Origin of the sequence: Streptomyces sp. NPDC020379 (assembly GCF_044387105.1) — a bacterium.
Lineage (GTDB): Bacteria > Actinomycetota > Actinomycetes > Streptomycetales > Streptomycetaceae > Streptomyces.
Window position 1 is genome coordinate 217983 of sequence record NZ_JBIRVR010000006.1, and the last position, 22484, is coordinate 240466.

The 22484-nt window shown below is 71.4% G+C and carries 20 protein-coding genes; 8 read left to right on the forward strand and 12 right to left on the reverse strand.

Translation table 11 applies throughout. From position 1 onward, the window contains the following. The first annotated feature begins 139 nt into the window (after window positions 1–139). Window positions 140–1693 (forward strand): APC family permease, encoded by a 1554-nt coding sequence (locus tag ACH427_RS10735; protein WP_398869064.1) that lies wholly within the window; start codon window positions 140–142, stop codon window positions 1691–1693. A 119-nt stretch (window positions 1694–1812) separates the two neighbouring features. Here the strand turns inward: ACH427_RS10735 and efeB are convergent, their stop codons facing one another. Further along, complete coding sequence (gene efeB / locus ACH427_RS10740) at window positions 1813–3087, reverse strand: iron uptake transporter deferrochelatase/peroxidase subunit (protein WP_398869065.1); 1275 nt, start codon at window positions 3085–3087, stop codon at window positions 1813–1815. Window positions 3088–3126: 39 nt separating this feature from the next. Next, window positions 3127–5145 carry an iron uptake transporter permease EfeU gene (efeU, locus tag ACH427_RS10745; RefSeq protein ID WP_398869066.1) on the reverse strand — a complete coding sequence of 673 codons (2019 nt, stop codon included), beginning with the start codon at window positions 5143–5145 and terminating at the stop codon, window positions 3127–3129. A gap of 228 nt (window positions 5146–5373) precedes the next feature. Between efeU and ACH427_RS10750 the strand changes: the two genes are divergently transcribed. Continuing rightward, a complete protein-coding gene (locus ACH427_RS10750) occupies window positions 5374–5586 on the forward strand; it encodes a DUF4287 domain-containing protein (protein ID WP_398869067.1) in 213 nt (70 codons plus the stop codon). Window positions 5587–5819: 233 nt separating this feature from the next. On the opposite strand, the gene ACH427_RS10755 is transcribed toward ACH427_RS10750, so the two are convergent. Then, on the reverse strand, window positions 5820–6029 hold the full coding sequence (locus tag ACH427_RS10755; protein ID WP_398869068.1) for a DUF397 domain-containing protein: 210 nt from the start codon (window positions 6027–6029) through the stop codon (window positions 5820–5822). Next, window positions 6019–6885, reverse strand: a complete 867-nt coding sequence (locus ACH427_RS10760; RefSeq protein WP_398869069.1) for a helix-turn-helix domain-containing protein — start codon at window positions 6883–6885, stop codon at window positions 6019–6021. The genes ACH427_RS10755 and ACH427_RS10760 overlap by 11 nt, the downstream gene beginning before the upstream one ends. 294 nt (window positions 6886–7179) lie before the next feature. On the opposite strand from ACH427_RS10760, the gene ACH427_RS10765 reads away from it, so the two are divergent. Next, window positions 7180–7734 carry a DUF6415 family natural product biosynthesis protein gene (locus ACH427_RS10765; protein WP_398869071.1) on the forward strand — a complete coding sequence of 185 codons (555 nt, stop codon included), beginning with the start codon at window positions 7180–7182 and terminating at the stop codon, window positions 7732–7734. A gap of 38 nt (window positions 7735–7772) precedes the next feature. On the opposite strand, the gene ACH427_RS10770 is transcribed toward ACH427_RS10765, so the two are convergent. Next, complete coding sequence (locus ACH427_RS10770) at window positions 7773–8645, reverse strand: helix-turn-helix transcriptional regulator (RefSeq protein ID WP_398869072.1); 873 nt, start codon at window positions 8643–8645, stop codon at window positions 7773–7775. A gap of 205 nt (window positions 8646–8850) precedes the next feature. Between ACH427_RS10770 and ACH427_RS10775 the strand changes: the two genes are divergently transcribed. Beyond that, window positions 8851–9702 carry an oxidoreductase gene (locus ACH427_RS10775; RefSeq protein WP_398869073.1) on the forward strand — a complete coding sequence of 284 codons (852 nt, stop codon included), beginning with the start codon at window positions 8851–8853 and terminating at the stop codon, window positions 9700–9702. A 74-nt stretch (window positions 9703–9776) separates the two neighbouring features. Here the strand turns inward: ACH427_RS10775 and ACH427_RS10780 are convergent, their stop codons facing one another. The 4 genes from ACH427_RS10780 to ACH427_RS10795 form a co-directional block, all read right to left on the reverse strand. Then, the gene (locus tag ACH427_RS10780) at window positions 9777–10601 is read right to left on the reverse strand and encodes an arylamine N-acetyltransferase (RefSeq protein WP_398869074.1); all 825 of its coding nucleotides are present in this window, start codon (window positions 10599–10601) and stop codon (window positions 9777–9779) included. 31 nt (window positions 10602–10632) lie between these two features. Beyond that, window positions 10633–11073: a MarR family transcriptional regulator gene (locus ACH427_RS10785; RefSeq protein WP_398869075.1), complete on the reverse strand. Its 441-nt coding sequence runs from the start codon at window positions 11071–11073 to the stop codon at window positions 10633–10635. A gap of 171 nt (window positions 11074–11244) precedes the next feature. Beyond that, window positions 11245–11478: a hypothetical protein gene (locus ACH427_RS10790; protein ID WP_398869076.1), complete on the reverse strand. Its 234-nt coding sequence runs from the start codon at window positions 11476–11478 to the stop codon at window positions 11245–11247. Between the two features lie 112 nt (window positions 11479–11590). Then, window positions 11591–13060, reverse strand: a complete 1470-nt coding sequence (locus tag ACH427_RS10795; RefSeq protein WP_398869077.1) for a CehA/McbA family metallohydrolase — start codon at window positions 13058–13060, stop codon at window positions 11591–11593. A gap of 284 nt (window positions 13061–13344) precedes the next feature. Here ACH427_RS10795 and ACH427_RS10800 point away from each other — a divergent pair, with 284 nt between their 5' ends. The 4 genes from ACH427_RS10800 (at window position 13345) to ACH427_RS10815 (ending at window position 19470) form a co-directional block, all read left to right on the forward strand. Further along, window positions 13345–14202: an LLM class F420-dependent oxidoreductase gene (locus ACH427_RS10800; RefSeq protein ID WP_398869078.1), complete on the forward strand. Its 858-nt coding sequence runs from the start codon at window positions 13345–13347 to the stop codon at window positions 14200–14202. 308 nt (window positions 14203–14510) lie between these two features. Further along, a complete protein-coding gene (locus ACH427_RS10805) occupies window positions 14511–17105 on the forward strand; it encodes a bifunctional FO biosynthesis protein CofGH (RefSeq protein ID WP_398869079.1) in 2595 nt (864 codons plus the stop codon). Between the two features lie 83 nt (window positions 17106–17188). Beyond that, window positions 17189–18265: a hypothetical protein gene (locus ACH427_RS10810; protein WP_398869080.1), complete on the forward strand. Its 1077-nt coding sequence runs from the start codon at window positions 17189–17191 to the stop codon at window positions 18263–18265. A gap of 86 nt (window positions 18266–18351) precedes the next feature. Further along, window positions 18352–19470 (forward strand): ADP-ribosylglycohydrolase family protein, encoded by a 1119-nt coding sequence (locus ACH427_RS10815; protein WP_398869081.1) that lies wholly within the window; start codon window positions 18352–18354, stop codon window positions 19468–19470. A gap of 516 nt (window positions 19471–19986) precedes the next feature. On the opposite strand, the gene ACH427_RS10820 is transcribed toward ACH427_RS10815, so the two are convergent. From ACH427_RS10820 to ACH427_RS10830, 3 genes are all read right to left on the reverse strand, one after another. Continuing rightward, complete coding sequence (locus tag ACH427_RS10820; RefSeq protein ID WP_398869082.1) at window positions 19987–20181, reverse strand: DUF397 domain-containing protein; 195 nt, start codon at window positions 20179–20181, stop codon at window positions 19987–19989. Between the two features lie 200 nt (window positions 20182–20381). Next, entirely contained in the window at window positions 20382–21242 is an 861-nt protein-coding gene (locus tag ACH427_RS10825) for a helix-turn-helix domain-containing protein (RefSeq protein WP_398869187.1), read from the reverse strand. 429 nt (window positions 21243–21671) lie between these two features. Then, a complete protein-coding gene (locus tag ACH427_RS10830; RefSeq protein WP_398869083.1) occupies window positions 21672–22448 on the reverse strand; it encodes a GPP34 family phosphoprotein in 777 nt (258 codons plus the stop codon). Window positions 22449–22484 lie beyond the last annotated feature (36 nt).

Consider the following 22484-nt stretch of genomic DNA (forward strand, 5'->3'; position numbering starts at 1 on the left):
TCCTGGGTGTTACCTGACGTAAGTGTCGAGCCGCCTTTCAAAGCCAGGTCAACTGCCGGTAAGGCGGCCCATATTCAAGGGCCCCCGTCTGGATCGCGAGGCTCCGGTTGCGGAAACAGCAGCCCTTAACGTCCTGTTCATGGTTCAGACAGCCCCACGGCCCAGGGCCGGAGACACGGTAACGAGCGTCGGCGACCGGCGCGCCAAGGGCCTCAGCGGGAACTCCGTCGGGCTGCTCGGCAGCGCCGTCATCGGGGTCTCCACGGTCGCCCCCGTCTACTGTCTGACCTCGACGCTCGGCCCGACCGTCGGGCAGGTCGGCGTGCAGATGCCCGCCGTCTTCCTCGCCGGCTTCCTGCCGATGCTGCTGGTCGCCTTCGCCTACCGCGAGCTCAACAAGGCCGTGCCCGACTGCGGGACGTCCTTCACCTGGACGGTGCAGGCGTTCGGGCCCCGGGTCGGCTGGATGTGCGGCTGGGGCCTGGTCATCGCGACGATCATCGTGCTGTCCAACCTCGCGGGCGTCGCGACCTCCTTCTTCTATCTCCTCCTCGGCCGGATCACCGGCAGCGATCACCTCGCCGGCCTGGACGGCAATCGCCCCGTGCACGTCCTGACGTGCCTGGTCCTCATCGCCGTCGCGACCGCCGTCAGCTATCGCGGGATGACCGCCACCAAGGGCGTGCAGTACGCGCTCGTCGGCCTCCAACTCGCCGTGCTCGCCGTCTTCGTGACCATGGCGCTCGTCAAGGCCCGCAACGGCGGCCTGCCCGGGTCCGTCGGCTTCTCCTGGAGCTGGCTCGACCCCTTCGCCGTGCGGTCCTTCGCGGCCTTCACCGCCGGGCTCTCGCTCTCGATCTTCATGTTCTGGGGCTGGGACGCGTGCCTCACGGTCAACGAGGAGACCCAGGGCAGCGCGAAGACCCCCGGCCGGGCCGCGCTGATCTCCATGGCCGTGCTCGTCGGCTCGTATCTGCTGACCGCCGTCGCCGCCCAGATGTTCGCCGGCGTGGGCACCGAGGGCACGGGCCTGGGCAACCCCGGTACCGCCGACAACGTCTTCGCCGCCCTCGCCGACCCCGTGCTCGGCACGGTGCTGGGCGTGCTGCTCTTCGTGGCGGTGCTCGCCTCGGCGGCCGCCAGCCTTCAGACGACCTTCCTGCCCGTGGCCCGCACGGTGCTGGCCATGAGCACCTACCAGGCCCTCCCGCCGTCCTTCGCGCGCATCCACCCGCGCTTCAAGTCACCGGGCCGCGCGACCGTCGCCGCGGGCGTCGCCACCGGCGTCTTCTACGCCGCCATGAGCTTCCTCAGCCAGAACGTCCTCATCGACACCATCTACGCCCTCGGCCTCATGATCTGCTTCTACTACTCGATCACGGCCTTCGCCTGCGCCTGGTACTTCCGCGGCGAGCTCGGCCGCTCGGTGCGCGACGCGCTCTTCAAGGGTGTCTTCCCCCTGCTGGGCGGCGTGCTGCTGGCGGCCGTGTTCGGCAAGACGCTGTACGACATGTGGAACCCCGCGTACGGCAGCGGCAGTTCGGTCATGGGCGTGGGGTCGGTGTTCGTGATCGGCGTGGGCCTGCTGCTGCTCGGGGTGGTGCTGATGCTGCTGATGCGGCGCCGGAGCCCGGCGTTCTTCCGCGGCGAGGTGCTGACGCGGTCGACCCCGGCGCTGGTGGTGGAGGACTGACGGCGTCGTTTCAGCCGAAGCCTGAGCCGGATCCTCGGCCGATGCCGATGCCGATGCCGATGCCGATGCCGATGCCGGCGCCCAAGCCGGACATCGCCGCCTGAGCCGACGCCGCCGCCTCAGCCGCCCAGCAGCGTCCGCCCCAGCCAGTCGTGGGAATCCCTGACGCCGGGCAGTGCGAAGAAGTAGCCGCCGCCGGTCGGCGAAATGTAGTCGACGAGCGGTTCGTCGATCAGCCGCTCCTGCGTGGCCTCGAACTGCCGCCGTACGTCCTGCTGGTAGGCGCAGAAGACCAGGCCCATGTCGAGGTTGCCGACGGCGTCGATGCCCCGGTCGTAGTTGTAGCCGCGGCGCAGGAGGCGGGAGTCGTCGGTCTTCGCCGTACGGGGGTTGGCCATGCGGATGTGGGCGGTGAGCGGAATGGCCTCGCCCTTGGGGTCCTTGGCGTAGTTGGGGCTGTCGGTCTCCTTCGCCCCGTCCAGCGGCGCGCCCGTGTCCTTGCGGCGGCCGAACATCTTCTCCTGCTCGGTGAGCGAGACGCGGTCCCAGAACTCCACCAGCATCCGGATGACGCGGATCACCTGATAACTGCCGCCCACGGCCCAGGCGGGCTCCCCGAGCCGCTCCGTCACCCACACCAGACGGCTCATCTCGCGCGAGGAGTCCGTGTCCGGATTGGCGATGCCGTCCTTGAAGCCGAGCAGGTTGCGCTGCGCGCCGGTCGGGCGCGGCGTGCTCTGGAAGCCGTCGATACGCCATTTGACCTGCATCGCGCCGCGCGTGTGCCGGGCGATGTCGCGCAGGGCGTGCAGCACGACGTCCTGCCGGGCCGCACAGATCTGGAGCGACAGGTCGCCGTGGCACTCCGCCGCGCGCAGGTTGTCGTTGGGGAAGGTGCGCATCGGCGTGAGGCGGCGCGGCCTGGCACCGGCGAGCCCGAAGCGCCCGTCGAAGAGGGACGCCCCGACGCCGAGCGTGACGGTGAGGTCGTCGGCGGGGACGGTCGGGCCGAGGATCCCGCTGTCCGAGGGCGGTGCGCCGACGCCGAGGTCGGCGGGCGCGCCGCCCGCCGTCAGGAAGCGGGCCCGCTCGGTGATCGTCCTGAACAGCTCGGCCAGGTCCTTGCGGCTCTCGCCGATCACGTCGAACGATATGAAGGCGGCGGCCGCGGGCTGCGGGGTGGTGATGCCCGCCTGGTGCACGCCGTGGAACTCCGTCTTCCCCGGCGCCTCGCTGCCGGCGGCCCGCGCCGGCTGCGCGCCGACGGTCTGGCCGAGGGCGAAGCCGCCACCGGCGAGGGCGACCCCGGCCGCGCCCGTGCCCAGCGCCGTCTTGACGAAGCCGCGGCGGCCGGTGGGGAAGCCACCCTGCGGGCGGGCGGAATCGGCGGTCATGTTCGTGTTCCCTTCGGGGCGGTCGGCGTTGGGCACGGTTCAGCCGGCCTTGCGGATCTCGAGGAGGTCGGGGATCGGGGCGAGATCCTCCAGCAGCTGCCCCGTCGCCCCGTCGAGCCGGGCACGGGTGCCCGCGTCGAGCTTGTCGACCGGCGTCCACTGGTCGTCGTGGTGCGCGCCGTCGAGCAGCTTCTGCACGCGGTCGATGCCGGCGTCCACCGTCGGGAGCAGCTTGGTGTCCCGGGCGGTGAGCAGCGGGCGCAGCACGTCGAGGAGTTCGCGGGTGCCCGCGAGGTTGGCGTCGGCGGTGGCGAGGTTCGTGCCGCTGCCCTGGTCGGAGTCGCCGGTCAGCTCGAACTGGAGCGTGTTCTCCAGGATCTCGTGCGTGCGCAGCGGCAGGTCACCGGGGTCGAAGTCCTGGGTGGGGAACGCCTTGCGCAGACCGTCGACGTCCTTCGCGAGCTGCTGCGCCGGGCCGCGCAGGTCGTCGGCCGACTGCCCGTGCCACAGGCCGTACTCGATCCGGTGGAAGCCGGAGAAGTCCTTGTCCTTGACGCCGTCGGGGAGCCCGGCCGTCCGCCCGTTGATCTTCTTGTCGAAGTCCTGGAAGGTGCCGTAGGCCGCGCCGAGGGAGGAGTACGAGAGGTGGGCGGTGAGCCAGTCCTTGCGGGCGGCGTCGAGGTCGCCGCTCTCGATGTCCTGGTCGAGCCTGCCCGTCTGCTCGGTCAGGGCGGCCAGGCCCTTGTTCACGTAGTCCTTGTATGTGCCGAGCGGCGCGGCCAGGTCCTTCCCGGAGACCGGCACGACGGCCTTGGCGGCCGCGCCGTTGACGCGCACGGGCGTGGAGGTGACCGTCCTGCCGCCGGTGGGGACGCAGCGCCAGGCGTACTCCCCGCCGCCGACGGTGGCGACCAGCTCGCGGGTGGTGCCGGGCGCCAGGCCCTCGATCTCGCCGTGGACGGCGTTGGTCGCGGGCTCGACGAGATAGACCTCGGAGACCTTGTCGCCGGTGTTGTGCATCTGGAAGGTCCGGCGGCCCGGTTCGGGGGCGGTGAAGCCCTTGCCGCAGTCCTTCTCGGAGACGGCGACGGTCTGGTCGCCCGCGGGCTTCGAGCCGCTGAACGCGACGACGGCACCGGCGACGACGGCGGGCACGGCGACGACGGCCGCGGGCACGACCCACGCGGGTCGGCTGCCGGGCGCCTTCTCGGGCTTCTCGGCCTTGGGGGCCCGCGTCCTGGGGGCCGTCGTGCGCACGCCGCGTACGAAGAGGGTCATCACCACGGCCAGGTAGGCGACGTAGGCGATCACCTGCAACCAGGTCATGGACGGGGTCAGGTTGAGGACGCCCTGCACGAGCGTGCCGTACCAGGAGCTCGCGTCGATGCTCTGGCTCAGGTCGAACGCGAACGCGCTCCGCCCGGGCAGCACGCCGCCCTCCTGGAGATCCCGCAGGCCGTATCCGAGCACGCCCGCCGCGATGACGATGAGGACGATGCCGGTGGCGGTGAAGAACTTCGTGAGGTTGATCTTCAGTACGCGCCGGTAAAGCCCCCAGCAGAGCACTGCGGCGATGACGAGCCCGGCGCCCGCCCCGGCCATCGGCCCGGCGGACTCACCGGCGGCGCGCGCCGTCGTCCACAGGAACAGCGCCGTCTCCAGTCCCTCGCGGCCGACGGCCAGGAACGAGGTGACGATCAGCATCCCCGTGCCCATGGCGAGCGCGCTGGTGACCTTCTCCCGGATCTCCCCGGAGAGATTGCGGGCGGAGCGCCGCATCCAGAAGACCATCGCGGTGACGAAGGCGACGGCGATGACACTGAGCGTGCCGCCGAAGGCTTCCTGCGCGGTGGCGGAGAGCGTGGCGGCGGTGAAGGTGAGCACCGCGCCGAAGCTCAGCGAGAGGGCTATCGCGCCCAGGACTCCCGTCCACACCTGCGGCAGCCGCGATTTCGCGTCCGCCCGCACGAGCGTGGCGACGAGCACGGAGACGATGAGCCCGGCTTCGAGCCCTTCCCTCAGCCCGATCAGAAAACTGGGAAACGCGTCGTCCCACATAGGGCGTCCTCCCCGGCACGACGCCGGCTTTGTCTCTGGGCCGGGAACGGCACGGTTCGGTTAGCGAAGCCAAACCTAAGTGAGGGCGGGTGGGGGTGACTATCAGGCGGCGGTCAAGAAAGTGTTTACTTACGGTAATCCCCTTGACTACTGCCTGACCTTTCTGGGCGGCCGCTCGCCGTGCGGCGGTCAGGCGGCGTTGTCAGTGGTCGCTGCCAGACTGCGGACATGACTGAAACCGTGAAGGGCCCTGCCAGTTACTTCCCCTCGATCGAGAAGAAGTACGGCCGGCCGGTGGCCGAATGGAAGACGCTCATCCGCAGCTCACCGCTGACGAAGCACATGGAACTGGTCACCTGGCTCAAGACCGAACACGGCCTGGGCCACGGCCACGCGAACGCGTTGGTAGCCCACACGCTCGCGGAGCCGACGGAGGGGTAGGGCGGCCGGATGCCGTTTGTCCGGGGCGGGGTGCTTGCTCCGGGATCACCCACGCCGCCCCCTCGACGGCTCCAGGCATCCCGCCGGGGCTGCTCCGGTCACCAGCAGCCCTGCTCACCGGGCGAGATCGATATCGATCGCGAAGGCGATGCGCCAGAAATGGCGGATACCGGCGCGGGCGTACTTGAAGGGTTTGGTTTCCCGGTCGCGGGACCATGACTCCTTACGCGAGATCAGTGGCCGAGTGTGCCGGATTGAACATCGCGGATGAACGAGGACCAAGCGGCCGGGGAAACGGTGATGGCGGGGCCGCCGGGGTGCTTGGAGTCGCGTATGCCGATCCGGGCGGTGAAGTCCGCCACCTCCACGCACATGGCCCCACTGGTCTCCGTGCTGTATGAGGACTTGAACCAGTGGGCTGTCGCGTAGGAGCTAGTCGTCATCGATCTCTCTTGCCAGTCGGTGCAGGAATTCAGAGGTCATGGCCGGAGCCAGAGCGCCTTCGCGCATGGCGTCGAACCTTCGCGCGTACTTCCAGACCTCACGCGGTTTGTCGGACACGGTTACGGTCGGCCCGTCCCCCATGACGACGGAGTCGTGCCCCTCGTCGAAGTCGAGAATGACGAAGCTGTCGAACGAGCGGTACGTGGCGAGTTTCAGCGGAAGGATCTGCACGGTCACGTGATCGAGTGCTGCAAGCTTCTCGATCTCCTCGTACTGCTCAAGCATGATGTCCCGCCCCCCGATCACGCGGCGCAGCGATCCCTCTTCAATGATCACCCGCAGTTCGATCGGATCATCGCCGTAGACGATTTCCTTGCGTTTCATGCGGAGGGCTACGTTCTCGTCGACGAACTGAGTGGTCCTCTCGTCGACAGGCTTCGCTGTTGTGAAAATGGCTCGGGCGTAGTTCTCGGTCTGCAGGAGCCCGAAGACGACCTGTGAGTGCCACGCTCGCAACGCGTGGGCATCGGACTCCAGCCCGACGTAGACCGTATGCCCGGATGGCAGAAGGTATTGGTACGGCCTGTACCAGTCGGCGCTGAGCGAGTCCCGGTGCAGCGCCAGGATGTGCTCCTGGTCGGCGCGGTCGGTGACGCCGTAGAACTCGAGCAGGTCCTCCAGATCGCGCACTCGGGGCAACTGGTTGTGGCCGCTCTCCACCCTGTTGATCTTGGTTTCCGAGCTCTCGATGGCTGCTGCCGCTTCCTTCGTGCTGTATCCCTTCCGCTCTCGCAGGCGCCTGAGCTCCTTCCCCAGTTCCCTCCGACGGAACGTCGGACCGCGTCGTGCTGCCACTTTCGAGCCCTCCCGGTGTGTACCCCGGTGTCGCGCCTCTGTTCCCCGGTGACGCGTCCCTGTGTGCCTTCGGCGGTTCGCTGAAGCCCCTTGAGAACCGCCCAGTTGGCAGTCTTCCACCCCCTGTGCCCCGCCCGAGGGCCCTTGCTCGGATTCGACATATGCCAGTTTTCCCTGGATTCTCTGCGCAGGTTGCACCTGAAGTCAGCGCTACGGGAACGTTGTTCTTGCCCCGGTCCTGATCAGCCGGAGGCGGACGTCTCCCCTCCCCACCGCTGCCCTAGGAGCTCCCCCATGCCTCCGTTCCCCCACACCAGCCACCTCGGCGGAGGGCTCACCCCACCCGACGACACCGTCATCGATGACGTGATCCGCGAGGCCAACGCCATGCAACGGCTGCTCGCACCCCCAGGCCGACTGACATGGCTCACGGCCTGTCTCCGCCGCTTCATCACCACGACCGCCGCCGACGTCGAGACCGCCGCGACCGCGCGCCCCGTCGGAGACCCCGTGCGGCTGGAGGCCCTCGCCGTCGTGCGGGAAGCCCGCTACCGGCTGCGGCTCGGGCCCGGTGACGGATACGTATCCGCGATCGCCTGCGTCAGAAGCCTGGGCCGAGCCGCCGAAGCCCTTCGCCATGAGCAGCGCCGCCTGCGCCGCGGCCTCGTCGCCGTGGCCGGCTCGTCAGGGCCCGGCGTCATCGTCCTCGCCCCGTCCGAGACCTGCCCCGCCTGCCTTGAACTCGTCGAGCTGCGCTACCAGTTGGAGGTGCGTAAAGACTGGCTCGGCATGCGCGAGGCGAACACCCGCCTCGCCTCCCACCGAACCGCCGCGCACGGCCTCGCGTAAACCCCGGCGCGGACGCCGGTCACCGCGAAGGCGCACGCCTAAAGATCCGCGTGCTCCCCATGCGCATTCTCCGGCTGCCGAACCCACGCGCCCAGCAGCCGCAGGGCCTCTTCCGAACTGGAGCCTTCCTCGGCCGTGTAGACGCTCAGCCGCTGGTCCGGGTCGGCCGGCAGGGTGAGGGACTCGTAATTGAGGGTGAGCGGGCCCGCGACCGGGTGGTGGAAGTGTTTGCTGCCGTGCGTGTGGCGGTAGACGTTCTGGTCGGCCCACCAGCGGCGGAAGTCCTCGTCGGCGATGGAGAGTTCGCCGACGAGTTCGGCCAGCAGCGGATCGTGGGGATGGCGTCCGGCGTCGCGCCGGAGCGAGGCGACGATGTCCTGGGCGTGGGTCTCCCAGTGGGTGTACAGCGAGCGCGCGGTCTCGTCGCGGAACATGAACCGCACCAGATTCCGCTCGCGGTGCGGCAGCGCGTCGAAGTCGGTGAGCAGCGCGCGTGCCATCCGGTTGGACGCGAGTACGTCCAGCCGCCGCCCCAGCACCAGGGCGGGGGTGTGCTCCAGGATCCGGAGCAGGTCGCGCAGCCCCGGGCGGACCGGCTGCGGACGCGTCGCCGCGCGGCGGGGGCGGCCCGCGGCGGGCCTGGCGAGCTGGAAGAGGTGGGTGCGTTCGACGGGATCGAGGCGCAGCGCGCGGGAGACGGCGTCCAGCACGGTCTCGGAGACGTTCAGCGGGCGTCCGCGCTCCAGGCGTATGTAGTAGTCGACGCTCACGCCCGCCAACTGCGCGACCTCTTCGCGGCGCAGTCCCGGCACCCGCCGGGAGCCGCCGTCGTCGGGCAGGCCCGCCTGGCGCGGGGTGATCCGTGCCCGCCGGGAGCGGAGGAACTCACCGAGTGCTGTGTTGCGGTCCATGCCGTTCACGATAGGGCCAAAGATCGCCCCGACGCCCGGCGAAGGGGGGACTGGCAGTCCCCCGGTCCGGCTGTCCCCAGGGCGAAGCGGACCCCCTTGAAGCCGGTCGGCGGCCGATTCCGGTGCTGAAGTGGAACGCGTCGAGCCCGGCCGGGGCCCAACCGCCCCGGCCGGCCTCCGTTCGCACCGTACGAAGGGAACTCCTGTGTCGGACACCAAGACATTTCTGATCACCGGCGTCAGCACCGGCCTGGGCCGCGCGTTCGCGTGCGGCGCGCTGGCCGCGGGCCACCGGGTGGTGGGCACGGTGCGCACGCCCGCCGACGCACGGGTCTTCGAGGCGCTCGCCGGCGACGCGCACGCCCGCGTCCTGGACGTGACCGACCATGACGCGGTGGGCACGGTCGTGGCGGAGGCCGAGCGCGACCTGGGCCCGGTCGACGTCCTCGTCGCCAATGCCGGCTACGGCCATGAGGGCCTCTTCGAGGAGTCGTCGATGGACGACCTCCGCCGCCAGTTCGAGGTGAACGTCTATGGAACCGTGGCGGTGATCAAGGCCGTGCTGCCGCACATGCGGAAGCGCCGTTCGGGCCACATCATCGGCGTCACCTCGATGGGCGGGCTGACCACCATGCCGGGCCTCAGCTTCTACCACGGCAGCAAGTTCGCGCTGGAGGGCATACTCGAGACGCTCGGCAAGGAGGTCGCCGCCCTCGGCGTCCATGTCACCGCCCTGGAGCCGGGCAGTTTCCGCACCGACTGGTCCGGCCGCTCGATGGTCCGCGCGCCCCGCGCGATCGCCGACTACGACGAGCTGTTCGAGCCGCTGCGCGCCCGGCGCATCCAGGGCAGGGGGCAGCAGCCGGGCGACCCGGACAAGGCCGCGGCCGCCGTGCTGCGGATCGTGGCGGCCGAGCAGCCGCCGGCGCGCCTGCTGCTCGGCACCGACGCGCTCCGGTACGTCCAGGCCGGACGCGACGCCTTCGAGCGCGACATGCTGGCATGGGCCGAACTGTCGGCCTCCACCGACTTCGACGACGTCAGCCGGTCCGCCTGACGCCACGCGCCGTCGGGCCCCGGCGCGGGGCCTCGGCGGCGGCCGTCGTCACCAGGGTCCGAACCGACCGCGCATCAGCCCAGCTTGCGCAGCAACAGCCCCGCGTCCACCGCCGGCAGCTCGATCCCGAAGACGTCCGCCAGCACCTTCGGCACCTCGCGCGGCTCCAGTTCCCGCCTCTCCGGGCGGGCGCCGGGCCTCGTCGTGGTCAGGGTGAGGTTGTCGAGCATGTGCAGGCGGTCCGGATGGAGGCGCTGTGCCACGAGGCGGTTGCTGAAAGGGGATTGCGGGCTGCTCGCGCCGTAGTGGTTCGTCACCCGGAAGTCGGCCGGATACTGCGGGTCGAGCGTGAACGTGTGCCGGACCAGCCAGCCGTCGCCCTCGCTCGCCGGCTGGTAGAGCGCCCACCCGTCGGCGCCGGGCGTGACCTCCTCGCGGCGCAGCCGGTACGCCCATACGCCGTCCGTCGTGTCCGTCGCGTCGGTCAGTTCGATGGGCTCCAGCGGGCTCGCCCCGAAGCCGATGTCACTGAGCCAGCGCTTGCCTTCCAGTTCCACGATCACCATGGCGTGCGTCGCGGGCCTGATGGTGGTCGCGCCCAGCTGGACCCGGCCCTGGACCGCGAAGAAGCGGAATCCGAGGCGCTCCAGGGCCGCCGCGTAGAGGGTGACGTGCTCGAAGCACGTACCGCCGAGCGGGCTGCCGATCAGCCTGGCCTGGACCGACGCGAGGTCGAGCGGACGGCGCTTGCGCAGCACCGCCTCGACGTTCTCCCAGCGCACCGAGAGGATGTGCGCCCGGTGCAGCGCGCGCAGCGTCGCCAGGGTGGGGGAGCGGTCCCCGTCGTGGCCGAGGCGGGCCAGATAGGCGTCGAGGTCGAGTGCGTCGCCGTTCCACATGCGGAGGGTCTCCCTAGGTCATCGCGTCGTCCTAATGGTGCCAAGCCTTGCCGCCCACGTTGTGGATCATTCGCTGGAGGACCTTGAGGGCGCTGACGTACTCCTCGTCCGTGATGCCGTCGTGGGTGCGCTCATGCGCGTCCTTCTGCCAGGCCGTGCACAGGGCCAGGACCCTTTCGCCCTCGCCGGTCAGGGTGATGCGGTTCTCCGCGCCGAGCGTGATCAGCCCCCGGTCGAGCAGGCCGTCGATCTCGGCGTCGAGGTCGTCGCCCGGCATGACGTAGTGGAGCAGCACGGACGTGGCCTCCTCGCGGGTCTGTCCATTCCGGTTGAGCACCCACCACTGCGGCTGCGATATCCCGTACTGCGCGAGCCCGCCCCGGATGTTCCCCACCACGGCCCGCCCGGCGGCGGTGGCCCAGTAGCCGATCGGCTGGTTGACCAGCTCGGCGTCGCTGTGCGAGTACTCCATGGTCCTGCCCTCACCATCTGTCGATCTTGGCTGGTGAGAAAGAACGTAGAACCTGGATCAAACTTGAGGTCAAGCGCCGGCTGTCGGAAGGCATCAGCGCGGATCACGCGAGAGACCCGGCACCCCGCGAAGGGGCGCCGGGTCTCGTCGCTTCCGGACAGGGCAATACAGCTAGCTCCGCACGCAGCTCGCCGCCGTGTGGAGGAAGGCCGGCCCGTCGAGGCCGGCGTCGCACGCGTGCGGGAGGCCGCTGAGGACCTGGAGGTTCTGGCCCGAGACCATCCCGCTCGCGCCCCAGTCGCGGGCGGGGGAGCCGTCGTGGGCGGCAGCGGCACCTGCGCTCCCGAGCAGCGCCCCGGCGGTCAGGACACCAGCGATGACAGGCTTACGGATGTGAGCACGCATGGAACGCCTTCTTCTCGTCGACGGGTGAGCCACAGGCGGCTCGGCCCATCTTCGGGGGCGCGGGGCGCTCCGGCCGGGGCAACGCCCCGTAAGGGTCCCCCTGCTAGCCGCATCACTCGTGGCCCAGGAAGACGGGGTTCGTCATCGCCGCCATGTCCCCCGACGCGTGCCGGACCTCGGCCCGCGCGTACGCCGCGTACGACGGCGTCGTCCGCCACTCGACGCGGCCGTCGGGCGGGACGGGCGCGGTGAAGAGCTGCCCCTGGTCCGTCACGAAGCTCGCCGTGCAGCCCGGGGCGCCGGTCACCTCCAGCCGCACCACGACCGGCGAACCGGCGTCCACGCGCAGCCGTTCGCCGATGCCCGCGTGCGCGCCCCGGTCGCCCGTCGCCGTGAACGACAGCTTCACCGCCGAGGATTCCGCGATCCAGCTGCGGCCGGAGCGGATGGCCTCCTGGAGCGCGGGGCGGGAGAGGTCGTCGGCGAGCACGACCGTCTGCGGCAGGCCGACGACCTGAGGCTCGCGGTGGGCGTCGCTGTTGCCCATGGCGGGCAGCCAGGGTCCGCCCTGGCGCACGGAGGCGACGAGCGTGTTGTCCCACTCGGCGATCGCGATCTCGTCGTCCGGGGTGAACGGGCCGTTCCACACCTCCACCGCGTCGGCGTCGGCGAAGCCGAACTTCCAGCCGCAGCCGACGCACGTCGCGTGCGGATGGGCGGGGACGACCAGGCCGCCCGCCCGGCGGATGGCACGCGCGAAGCGGCCGAAGGCGTGGTCCCGGGCGCGGTAGCGCCAGTCGAGGAAGACGCCGGGGTCGGTGCCGAGGGCCACCACGTGGCCGTTGCGCGTGGTGATCTCCTCGCCGGTGAGGATCAGCAGGTCGTCACCCCACAGCCCCTCCCACGCGCCGTGCGCGGACGTCGTGTTGTGCTCGGTCGTCGTGATCCAGTCCAGCCCGGCGGCGCGCGCCGCGGCCGCGATCTCGGCGGGGGTGCGCTTGCCGTCGGAGTGGACGCTGTGCAGGTGGTTGTCCCCGCGGTACCACGCACGCCCCCGCCCCTTCGCCCGCTGCGGCGGGTGCACCGGGGCTGGCGTACGGCCCGCCGGGCCGTAGCGGAGGGTCACCGTGACCTCGTACGCCAGGCCCTGTGGCGCGACCGTGTAGGGCCCGAGGACCACATGCCAGGTCCCGGCCCGCACGGGACCCGCGAGATAGCCGGGCGTCGCCCGCTCGGCGCTGATCGCGAACTCCGTACGCGCCCCGCCCGACCAGCCCCGGAAGCCGCGCCCGCCCAGCTCCGTGCCGCGCTCGTCGAAGACGCCGATGTCACAGGCGTTGCCCTGGGTGCCGGACGGGACGGCCGGCCGGTCGTAGGTGTAGGACACGGCCAGCTCCCGGACGCCGTCCGGCACCTCCACCGGGAGGTAGACGTAGTCCGGCGCACCGGTCGGCAGCCGGCCGGTGACCTTGCGGGACTCCTCGCCGCCGGTCCGCGCGTCGGCGTGGGCGAACGTCACGCCTTCGAGCGTGAGCGCGCCCGCGGCGCCCGCGGTGATCCTCAGCAGTTCACGTCTGCGCATCTGTGCCTCCGGCTGGAAGGGAGGGCCGCCAGGGACACCGTTGTACGCCCGGGTGGCGCGCGGGGGAACGGGCGCGGGCGGGTGGATTGCGGTCCGCGGACGGTCCCGGGCGGGCTCGTCGGGCCCCGGGAGGGCCGTACGGGTAAGGCGGGATTACGACAGTCGCATGGCGCGACCGCCCGGTCGGCCCCCCTGACGCTCCGTTGGGCATACGGTGACAGCCGGAACCCGGGGGTGACCCACGTCACCCCGCGCCAGCCACAGCCCCGACGGAGGTGCCCCGGATGCGGATTGCCACCACGGTCTTTCTCACCGACGAGACGATCAGCCCCGTCCGGCTCGCGCGCGAGCTGGAACAGCGCGGCTTCGACGGGCTCTACCTCCCCGAACACACGCACATCCCCGTCAGCCGCGACACCCCCGCGCCGATGGGCGGCCCGCTGCCGCGCGAGTACGGCCGCGCGCTCGACCCGATCGTGGCGCTCGGCCAGGCGGCGGCGGTCACCGAGCGGATCACGCTCGGCACGGGCGTGGCGCTCGTCGCCCAGCACGACCCGGTCCACCTCGCGAAGCAGGCCGCCACCCTCGACCACGTCAGCGGCGGCCGCTTCACGCTCGGCATCGGCTTCGGCTGGAACGTGGAGGAGGCCGCCGACCACGGCGTGCCCTGGGCGCGGCGGCGCGAGCTGGTCCGCGACCGGATGGCGCTGATGCGGGCCCTGTGGGCGGACGAACCGACCGCGTACGAGGGAGAGTTCGGCTCCGTACGCGCGAGCTGGGCCCACCCCAAGCCGGTGCGCCCGCCGCGCGCCCGGAAGGGCGGTGAGCCGCTGGTCGGCCCCCGGATCCTCATCGGCGGCGCGGCCGGCCCGAAGCTTTTCGCGCACATCGCGGAGTACGCGGACGGCTGGCTGCCGGTGGGCGGCAGCGGCCTGCGGGACGCGATCCCGCAGCTGCGGGCGGCGTGGGAGGAGGCCGGGCGGCTGGGCGAGCCGGAGGTCGTGCCGTACGCGGTGCGGCCGTCGGCGGGGAAGCTTTCGCATTTCGCGGAGTTGGGGTTGCGGGAGGTCGTGGTGGGGCTGCCGTCGGCGGGGGAGGGGGAGGTGCTTCGGGCGCTGGACGCGCATGCGGATTTTCTGTGACCGGTCGCTTTTCCCCAGCCCCGCCCCTTCCCGAAACCGGGGAGACCCCGGACCCCAGCGGCCTGCGGCCGCGTCCTCAAACGCCGGACGGGCTGGAAATCCAGCCCGTCCGGCGTTTGAGGACAACGCGGCGAAGCCGTGTTGCTGGGGGTCTGGGGGATCACCCCCAGTTTCGGGAAGGGGCGGGGCTGGGGAAAAAGCCCGCCGCAGGCGCCCAGCGGCGGAGCCGTACCCGCGGACACAGACCCCGTGGGGGTTACTGACGGTGCCCCAGAGCCGCCCGCGACCCCGTCGCATAGGCTCGGACAATGACTTCCCGTGCCCACGAAAACTCGCAGGCAGGACCCACCGCCAACGCCATGCGGCGGGCGCTCAGGCGCGCACGCGACGGGGTGGCGCTGGACGTGAGCGAGGCCGCCGTGCTGTTGCAGGCACGCGGCGCGGATCTCGACGACCTGTGCGCGTCCGCCGCGCGCGTGCGCGACGCCGGGCTGGAAGCCGCCGGGCGGCCCGGTGTCATCACGTACTCCAAGAGCGTCTTCATCCCGCTCACCCGCCTGTGCCGCGACAAGTGCCACTACTGCACCTTCGCCACCGTGCCGGGCAAGCTGCGCCGCGCGGGCCACGGGATGTTCATGTCGCCCGACGAGGTGCTGGCCATCGCCCGGCGCGGCGCCGAGCTCGGCTGCAAGGAAGCGCTGATCACCCTCGGGGACAAGCCCGAGGACCGCTGGCCCGAGGCACGCGAGTGGCTGGAGGCCGAGGGGTACGACGACACCATCGCGTACGTCCGCGCCATGGCGATCCGCATCCTGGAGGAGACCGGGCTGCTGCCCCACCTCAACCCGGGCGTCATGACCTGGACGGACTTCCAGCGGCTCAAGCCGGTCTCCCCCTCGATGGGGATGATGCTGGAGACCACGGCCGAGCGGCTGTGGAGCGAGCCCGGCGGCCCGCACTACGGCTCGCCCGACAAGGAACCGGCCGTCCGGCTGCGCGTCCTGGAGGACGCCGGACGCAGCTCCGTGCCCTTCACCAGCGGGCTGCTGCTGGGCATCGGGGAGACGCCTGAGGAGCGCGCGGAGTCGCTGTTCGCGCTGCGCCGCGTCTCCCGCGCCTACCACGGCATCCAGGAACTCATCATGCAGAACTTCCGCGCCAAGCCGGACACGGCGATGCGCGGCATGCCGGACGCGGAGCTGGACGACCTGGTCGCCACCGTCGCCGTCGCCCGGCACATCATGGGCCCGACCGCCTGCCTCCAGGCGCCGCCCAACCTCGTGGACGACGAATACGCGCGGCTCATCGGCGCGGGCATCGACGACTGGGGCGGCGTCTCGCCGCTCACCCCCGACCACGTCAACCCCGAGCGCCCCTGGCCGCAGATCGAGGAGCTGGCCGAGCGCTCGGCCGCCGCGGGCTTCGAACTGAAGGAACGTCTCGCCGTCTACCCCGAGTTCGTGCGGCGCGGCGAGCCCTGGCTGGACCCCCGGCTGCTGCCGCACGTCCGCGCGCTCGCCGACCCGGAGACGGGCCTGGCCCGCGAGGACGCCGTGGTGGAGGGCCACCCCTGGCAGGAGCCGGAGGACGTCTTCGTCGCCGCGGGCCGTACGGACCTGCACCGCGCCATCGACCAGGAGGGCCGGACCGGCGACCGGCGCGAGGACTTCGACGAGGTGTACGGCGACTGGGAGGCGCTGCGCGAGGCCGCCGCCCCCGGCATGGTGCCCTCCCGCATCGACGGCGACGTGCGCGCCGCCCTGTCCCGGGCCGCCGACGACCCCACCAAGCTCACGGACTCCGAGGCGCTCGCCCTGCTGCACGCCGACGGCCCCGCCCTCGACGCGCTGTGCCGCATCGCCGACGAACTGCGCCGGGCGACGGTCGGTGACGACGTCACGTACATCGTCACGCGCAACATCAACTTCACCAACGTCTGCTACACCGGCTGCCGTTTCTGCGCGTTCGCCCAGCGCCGCACGGACGCCGACGCCTACACCCTGTCCCTGTCGCAGGTCGCCGACCGGGCCCAGCAGGCGTGGGACGTGGGCGCGGTCGAGGTCTGCATGCAGGGCGGCATCCACCCGGACCTGCCGGGCACGGCCTACTTCGACATCGCGCGCGCGGTGAAGGAGCGCGTCCCCGGCATGCACGTCCACGCCTTCTCGCCGATGGAGGTCGTCAACGGCGCGACGCGCACGGGCATGTCCGTCCGCGAGTGGCTGACCGCCGCCAAGGAGGCCGGGCTCGACACCATCCCCGGCACGGCCGCCGAGATCCTCGACGACGAGGTCCGCTGGGTCCTCACCAAGGGCAAGCTGCCCACCGCGACGTGGATCGACGTCGTGAGGACGGCACACGAGGTGGGCATCCGGTCCTCGTCCACGATGATGTACGGGCATGTGGACCAGCCCCGGCACTGGCTCGGCCACTTCCGGACGCTCGCGCGCATCCAGCAGGAGACGGGCGGATTCACGGAGTTCGTGACCCTGCCCTTCATCCACACCAACGCCCCCGTCTACCTCGCGGGCATCGCCCGCCCCGGCCCGACGATGCGCGACAACCGGGCGGTCACGGCGATGGCCCGGGTGCTGCTGCACCCGCACATCACCAACATCCAGACGAGCTGGGTCAAACTGGGTGCCGACGGCGCGGCGGAGATGCTGCGCTCCGGGGCGAACGACCTGGGCGGCACGCTGATGGAGGAGACCATCTCCCGCATGGCGGGCTCTTCTTACGGTTCGTACCGCTCTGTCCAGGACCTGGTCGCGATAGCGGAGGCGGCGGGCCGCCCGGCACGCGCGCGCACGACGCTCTACGGCGAGGTGCCGCGGGAACGGCTGGCGGCGGCGGCGACGTCGGACGGCCACCTGCCGGAATTGCTGCCGGTTCTGGAGGATTAGGGCACCGCGCCCTGTCGCGAACGTTGCTGATCTGTTGATTCGCCTCAATGGATCAGCGACGTCCGCTGCATAAAGTTACGCGCATGTCCTGGCCTCAGAATCCCCAGCAGCCCCACCAATCTCAGCGGTACCCGGAGGCCACGGCCGTCGATCAGCCCGCCGTGGCGCCGCCGCCCGGCGGCGGGCTGCACGCGCAGCCGACCGTCTTCGCGCAGCCGGCCGTGCCCCCGCCGCCTCGACCGGGCACGCAGCCGCCCCCGCCGCCCGGGACGCAGCCGCCGCCTCCGCCGGGCATGCGGCCGCCGTCCCCGTACGGCATGCAGCCGCCCCCGCCCGCGCCCGCGCCGCAGGGGAAGAGCAATAAGACCCTGCTCGCCGTCGTCGGCGGCGTCGTGACGCTGGCCGTCGTCGGCGGTGGCGCGTTCTTCCTGCTGAAGGACGACAAGAAGAGCGACGAGGCCAAGAAGGACGACAAGGGGCGGAGCGTCATCGCCCCCGACCCGGGCGCCAAGAAGGGCGAGAAGCCCACGGGCGGCGACAGCCCGGCCCCCTCGGGCGCGCAGCCGATGGTCGCCGGCTGGCAGACGCAGACCGCCAGGGAGTACCGCTTCCGGTACGACGTGCCGGGCAAGGACGCGCAGTGGAACCTCCTGCCGCGGGACACCATGACGTCGTACGTCGACGCGTCCGGCAAGCCGGAGATCACGATGCGCGACGTGGCCCACTTCCGCGAGGGCGGCTGCTCCTCCAGCGCCAACCCCAAGGCACTCGGCGAGGCGGGCAAGGGCCAGCTCGCCACGGTCGGCACCATGGGCGGCGACCCGTCGCTGAGCATCCAGGAGAACGCCCGGAACTGGGCGGGTAACTGGGGCTTCTTCGCCTACGGCGGCAAGACGAACAAGCCGAGGATCGAGGTGTCCGAGGCCAAGCCGTGGAAGCGCAACGGCATCGACGGCTGGACGGCGACGGCCAGGGTGACCGTGACCAACCGCCCGAGCACCTGCGTTCCGGCCACCGCGATCTCCAAGAGCATCGTGGAGAAGCTGCCGGACGGGAAGTTCCACAGCTGGGTCATCTACGCGGACCAGGGCGTGCCCGACGCGCTTCCGGAGGCCGAGATCGACAAGATCATGGCCACGGTCCGGCCCGCCAAGGGCTGAAGGCCCCGGCGAGGGGCTCGATTAGAGTGCTGTAGCCGCTCCGGGCACCGACCGGACGGGACGAAGCGACGCCAGGAGGCCAGGACGTGACCACGACCGCCGGCGCGACCCCCGCGCTGTGGAGCCGAGCGGAGCAGCAGGACTTCCGCGCCCGGGTGCGCGGCTGCCTGCTCGGCGGGGCGATCGGCGACGCGCTCGGCGCGGGCATCGAGTTCGACTCGCTCGACGCGATCCGCGCCACCCACGGGCCGGAGGGCGTCACCGACTACGTGCCCGCGTACGGGCGGCGCGGGGCGATCACCGACGACACCCAGATGACGCTCTTCACCGTGGACGGGCTGATACGGGCCCACGTGCGGCGGGACACGGGGGCCTGGCACCCGCCCACCGACGTGCACCGCGCCCACCTCCGCTGGGCCGCCACCCAGCGGGCCTGGGGCCCCGACGAGCGCGAGCCGGACGCCGGGTGGCTGGCGCGCGAGGAGTGGCTGTACGCGCGGCGGGCGCCCGGCAACGCGTGCCTGTCCGGCCTCGCCGACACCACCATGGGCACCTTGGAGGCACCCAAGAACCCCGGCTCCAAGGGGTGCGGCGCGGTGATGCGCTCCGCGCCGTTCGGGCTGCTGGTGGGCTGGGAGCCGGAGCTCGTCTTCCAGCTCGCGGCCGAGTGCGCCGTGCAGACGCACGGCCACCCGTCGGGGTATCTGGCGTCGGGTGCCTTCGCTGTCATCGTGCACGGCGCGGCGCGCGGCGACGGCCTGGACGGCGCGGTCCAGCGGGCGCTGGCCGTCCTGGCCACCCACCCCGGCCACGAGGAGACCAGCGGCGCCCTCCAGCAGGCACTCGGCGCGGTGCGGCAGGGGATGCCGTCGCCCGAGCGGGTCGCCTCCCTGGGCGAGGGCTGGGTGGCGGAGGAGGCGCTGGCCATCGGCGTCTACTGCGCGCTGGTCGCGGAGGACGTACGCCACGGCCTCCTGCTCGCCGTCAACCACGGCGGGGACTCCGACTCCACGGGCTCCCTGTGCGGCAATCTCCTCGGTGCTCTGCACGGCGAGACGGCTCTGCCGGCGCCTTGGGTGGCGGAGTTGGAGGGGCGCGCGACGATCCTTGAACTGGCGGACGACTTCGCGATGGAGCTGACGCAGGGGGCGAGCTTGCACGGTCCGGCGGAGTCGTCCGCTTGGCTGGGGCGGTATCCGCGGTAGGGGTGGCGGGGGCTGGGGCGCGTGCCCCGGGCCCCGGTCGCGGGTGGTGGGCGCCTGCGGCGGGCTTCTTCCCCTACCCGCCCCTTCCCGAACTGGGGCGTGTGCCCCAGCCCCCCGGCTGACCCGCCGTTGCCGCCTGCGGCGGGAGCGCCCTGCGGCCGCGTCCTCAAACGCCGGACGGGCCGGATTGTGCGGACCGTAGTCGGCACAACAGCCCGTTGGGGGCACCTCCCAGCGGTAGCTGGGGGAGATTGAGGACAACGCGCGAAGCGTGTTGCGGGGTCTGGGGCGCAGCCCCCCACGCGGCGGAGCCGCATATCACATGCAGCCGGGAAGGGGCGGGGCTGGGGAGAAAGCCCGCCGCAGGCGCCGGCCGGGCCGCACCCGACAGCCGCACCGCCGCAGGCGAACCCCCGAACGCGAAGAACCCGCCCCCAGAAACGGCCGAGCCCCCTCAGCCGCAAGGATGAGAGGGCTCCGCACGGGACTGCGAAGAGAATCGGATCGGCCGAAGGATCAGGCGGCAGAGGTGACGGTCGCCACGAACGCGGACCAAGCGTCCGGCCCGAAGGTCAGCGCCGCACGCTGCGGCTCCTTGGAGTCACGAACCGCGATGGTCCGGGGGAGGGGGGAGGCGACCTCCACGCAGTCGCCGTTGGCCAGCGAGTACGAAGACTTACGCCACGTGGTGTTTCCCTGCTGGATCGCCATGATTGCTCCCATGCCTTGGGTGAGTCGCTGTCGATATCGCCCGGGTGGAAGGCCGGTGGTCCGACCGCTTTCCCGGACGCCGACGACGGTACGCGCCAACATCAGCTGATGAATGGCCCATTCACTCGACCGGATGGCATATCCCGGGAGCCTCTTCCCTCAAACAGGATGTGCGGTGTACCGTGCGGCCCTTTCGAGCCTCAGCCCGCCGCCCACTCCTCGCCGACCCGCTCGATGAACTGCCGTGAGTTCTCGGCGTTGAGTGCCTGCATCCGCAAATGCTCATACATCACGCTGTAGGTCTGGACATCATTCGGCTTCTCCAGATACAGGTCGCTGGTGATGCCCTCCAGATAGACGGTGCTGGCGTCCTGCGGGTCGTTGAATTCGAGGATGCAGAACTTGCCGTACATCCCCGGGTGCGCGCCCACGTCGTACGGCAGCACCTGCACGGTGATGTGGGGCTGCATGCTGAACTCGACCAGTTTGCGCATCTGTTCCTGCATGATGGCGCGGCTGCCCACGATCCGGCGCAGCGCCGACTCGTCGATGACGGCCCACAGCCGCAGCGGGTTGTCGGGGTCGGTGATGCGCTCCTGGCGTCGCATGCGGACCTGCACACGGCGCTCGATGTCGGCCGCCGTGGCCTCAGGCCAGGAGCCTTCCGTCACCGCGCTCGCGTAGTTGGGGGTCTGCAACAGGCCCGGCACCAGCGACGCCTCGTACACCCGCAGCGAGGCGGCGTCGGTCTCCAGGCCGATGTAGACGCTGTAGGGGATGTCGCCGAAGGCGTGCCACCAGCCTTGCTGGCGCGACTCCTTCGCCATCTGCATCAGCGAATCGACGATGCGGTGGTCCTCGACCCCGTACACCCCGCACAGGTCGCGGACGTCACGCTGGCTGATGCTCCGTCGGCCGTTCTCCAGCCTGCTGATCTTCGACTGCGAGACAAGTAGCCGCTCGGCCACTTCCTCGGCGGTCATGCCCTTGAGTTCGCGGAGCTTGCGCAGCTCCTGCCCCAAGCGGCGTCGCCTAACGGTGGGATTGACACTGGACGCCACGGGACGCACCTCCGGCTCCGTCATGCTCTGTCTCCTGACCTCGCAGCCTGCCACCACTGGCCCGGGCGGCGCTGGAAAACGGCCTACACAGGGTCCACCGGCGGTGACCCGCGGCAAGGGCCCGTGACGTGCGGCGGCGCGGCGGGGCGGCAGACGCGTGCGCGGGGCGGCGGACCGTGCCGCCGTCCCGGGCGACAGGCCCACCACCCCGCGCGGTTCCGCGGCTCCCGGACCGGGCCGAAGGACTGCGGTGCGGCCGGTGGAGCTGGTGGAGCTGAGGGTGTGTCACATACGTGCCGGAAAACTGCCGAAGCTGTACTGCGCGTCGTGCTGGGGGTGTTACCGGGGCCGCCGGCGGTGCCGGCCGCGGCATCGCCGCGATGCCGGACTGCCTGGCGGCTTAACGATTCACCGGCTGGGGGACCGGCTTCAGGAAGCGCCCGCGCGGGCCATCACGCCCGCCCCGTGCGCCACCTGCTGAGCGGAGGCCCCGGAGGGCTCCACCGCGGCCCGGACGGACGTCGAGCGGCGTCCTGAGCCGTTGCCGCCGCCGGCCGTGGCCGGCTGTCGCCGTGGCTGTGCGGCGACGCCGTTCTGCACGTCCATGACGGCGTGGGCCACGAGCCCGCCCATCGGGTCGTGCCTGATCAGGTCCCGGAGCCGGGAGCGGGACGACCGCCCCTCGTTACCGGGGTAGAGATGCTTGCCCAGACCCACCGCGTGGGCCAGCGCGGCCAGCGCCGCGGTCCGCGGGTCCGGCGGCACGCCGGTGCGGATCGCGCTGTCCAGCCGGGCCCTGATCTCCCGGCTGATGGCCGTGTCCGTGGCCTGATAACGGGTCGTCGGCAGCACCCCGCACATCTGGCCCGCCACGGCATGCACCATGCCGCACCGCTCCAGGTGCGTGAGATACGTCTGACGCAGCCCCAGCCGGGGCCCGCCGATCCAGTGGACGGCGCGGACCGGGCTGCCGCGGCGACGCAGCAGCTCCAGTGCGGAGTCCAGGGTCGGATCTCCTGTCGGCCGTGGCATCACCACGGCGATACGATCCCCGTCTGGGGCTATCCGTCCGGCCAGAGCCAGCTCGACGAGCTGTGCCCCGGCGAGACCGAGGTCGAGCGACTGCGGCTGCGCCGTGGTACCCGTGGCCGGGTCCAGGGCGAGCAGCAGAAGCTCCTCCGGAATTGTTCTGCGGCTCCTGCCCATCCATGCCTCCCCGCGTGGATGAGTGACAGGGTGACC

Coding starts and splice junctions, on each gene's coding strand:
- ACH427_RS10810 (WP_398869080.1), top strand. CDS start 17,189: ATGTCCTGGCCTCAGAATCCCCAGCAGCCCCACCAATCTCAGCGGTAC.
- ACH427_RS10765 (WP_398869071.1), top strand. CDS start 7,180: ATGCCTCCGTTCCCCCACACCAGCCACCTCGGCGGAGGGCTCACCCCA.
- ACH427_RS10755 (WP_398869068.1), bottom strand. CDS start 6,029: ATGACGACTAGCTCCTACGCGACAGCCCACTGGTTCAAGTCCTCATAC.
- ACH427_RS10780 (WP_398869074.1), bottom strand. CDS start 10,601: ATGTGGAACGGCGACGCACTCGACCTCGACGCCTATCTGGCCCGCCTC.
- ACH427_RS10785 (WP_398869075.1), bottom strand. CDS start 11,073: ATGGAGTACTCGCACAGCGACGCCGAGCTGGTCAACCAGCCGATCGGC.
- efeU (WP_398869066.1), bottom strand. CDS start 5,145: ATGTGGGACGACGCGTTTCCCAGTTTTCTGATCGGGCTGAGGGAAGGG.
- ACH427_RS10750 (WP_398869067.1), top strand. CDS start 5,374: ATGACTGAAACCGTGAAGGGCCCTGCCAGTTACTTCCCCTCGATCGAG.
- ACH427_RS10790 (WP_398869076.1), bottom strand. CDS start 11,478: ATGCGTGCTCACATCCGTAAGCCTGTCATCGCTGGTGTCCTGACCGCC.
- ACH427_RS10735 (WP_398869064.1), top strand. CDS start 140: ATGGTTCAGACAGCCCCACGGCCCAGGGCCGGAGACACGGTAACGAGC.
- ACH427_RS10770 (WP_398869072.1), bottom strand. CDS start 8,645: ATGGACCGCAACACAGCACTCGGTGAGTTCCTCCGCTCCCGGCGGGCA.
- ACH427_RS10805 (WP_398869079.1), top strand. CDS start 14,511: ATGACTTCCCGTGCCCACGAAAACTCGCAGGCAGGACCCACCGCCAAC.
- ACH427_RS10800 (WP_398869078.1), top strand. CDS start 13,345: ATGCGGATTGCCACCACGGTCTTTCTCACCGACGAGACGATCAGCCCC.
- ACH427_RS10830 (WP_398869083.1), bottom strand. CDS start 22,448: ATGGGCAGGAGCCGCAGAACAATTCCGGAGGAGCTTCTGCTGCTCGCC.
- efeB (WP_398869065.1), bottom strand. CDS start 3,087: ATGACCGCCGATTCCGCCCGCCCGCAGGGTGGCTTCCCCACCGGCCGC.
- ACH427_RS10795 (WP_398869077.1), bottom strand. CDS start 13,060: ATGCGCAGACGTGAACTGCTGAGGATCACCGCGGGCGCCGCGGGCGCG.
- ACH427_RS10820 (WP_398869082.1), bottom strand. CDS start 20,181: ATGGCGATCCAGCAGGGAAACACCACGTGGCGTAAGTCTTCGTACTCG.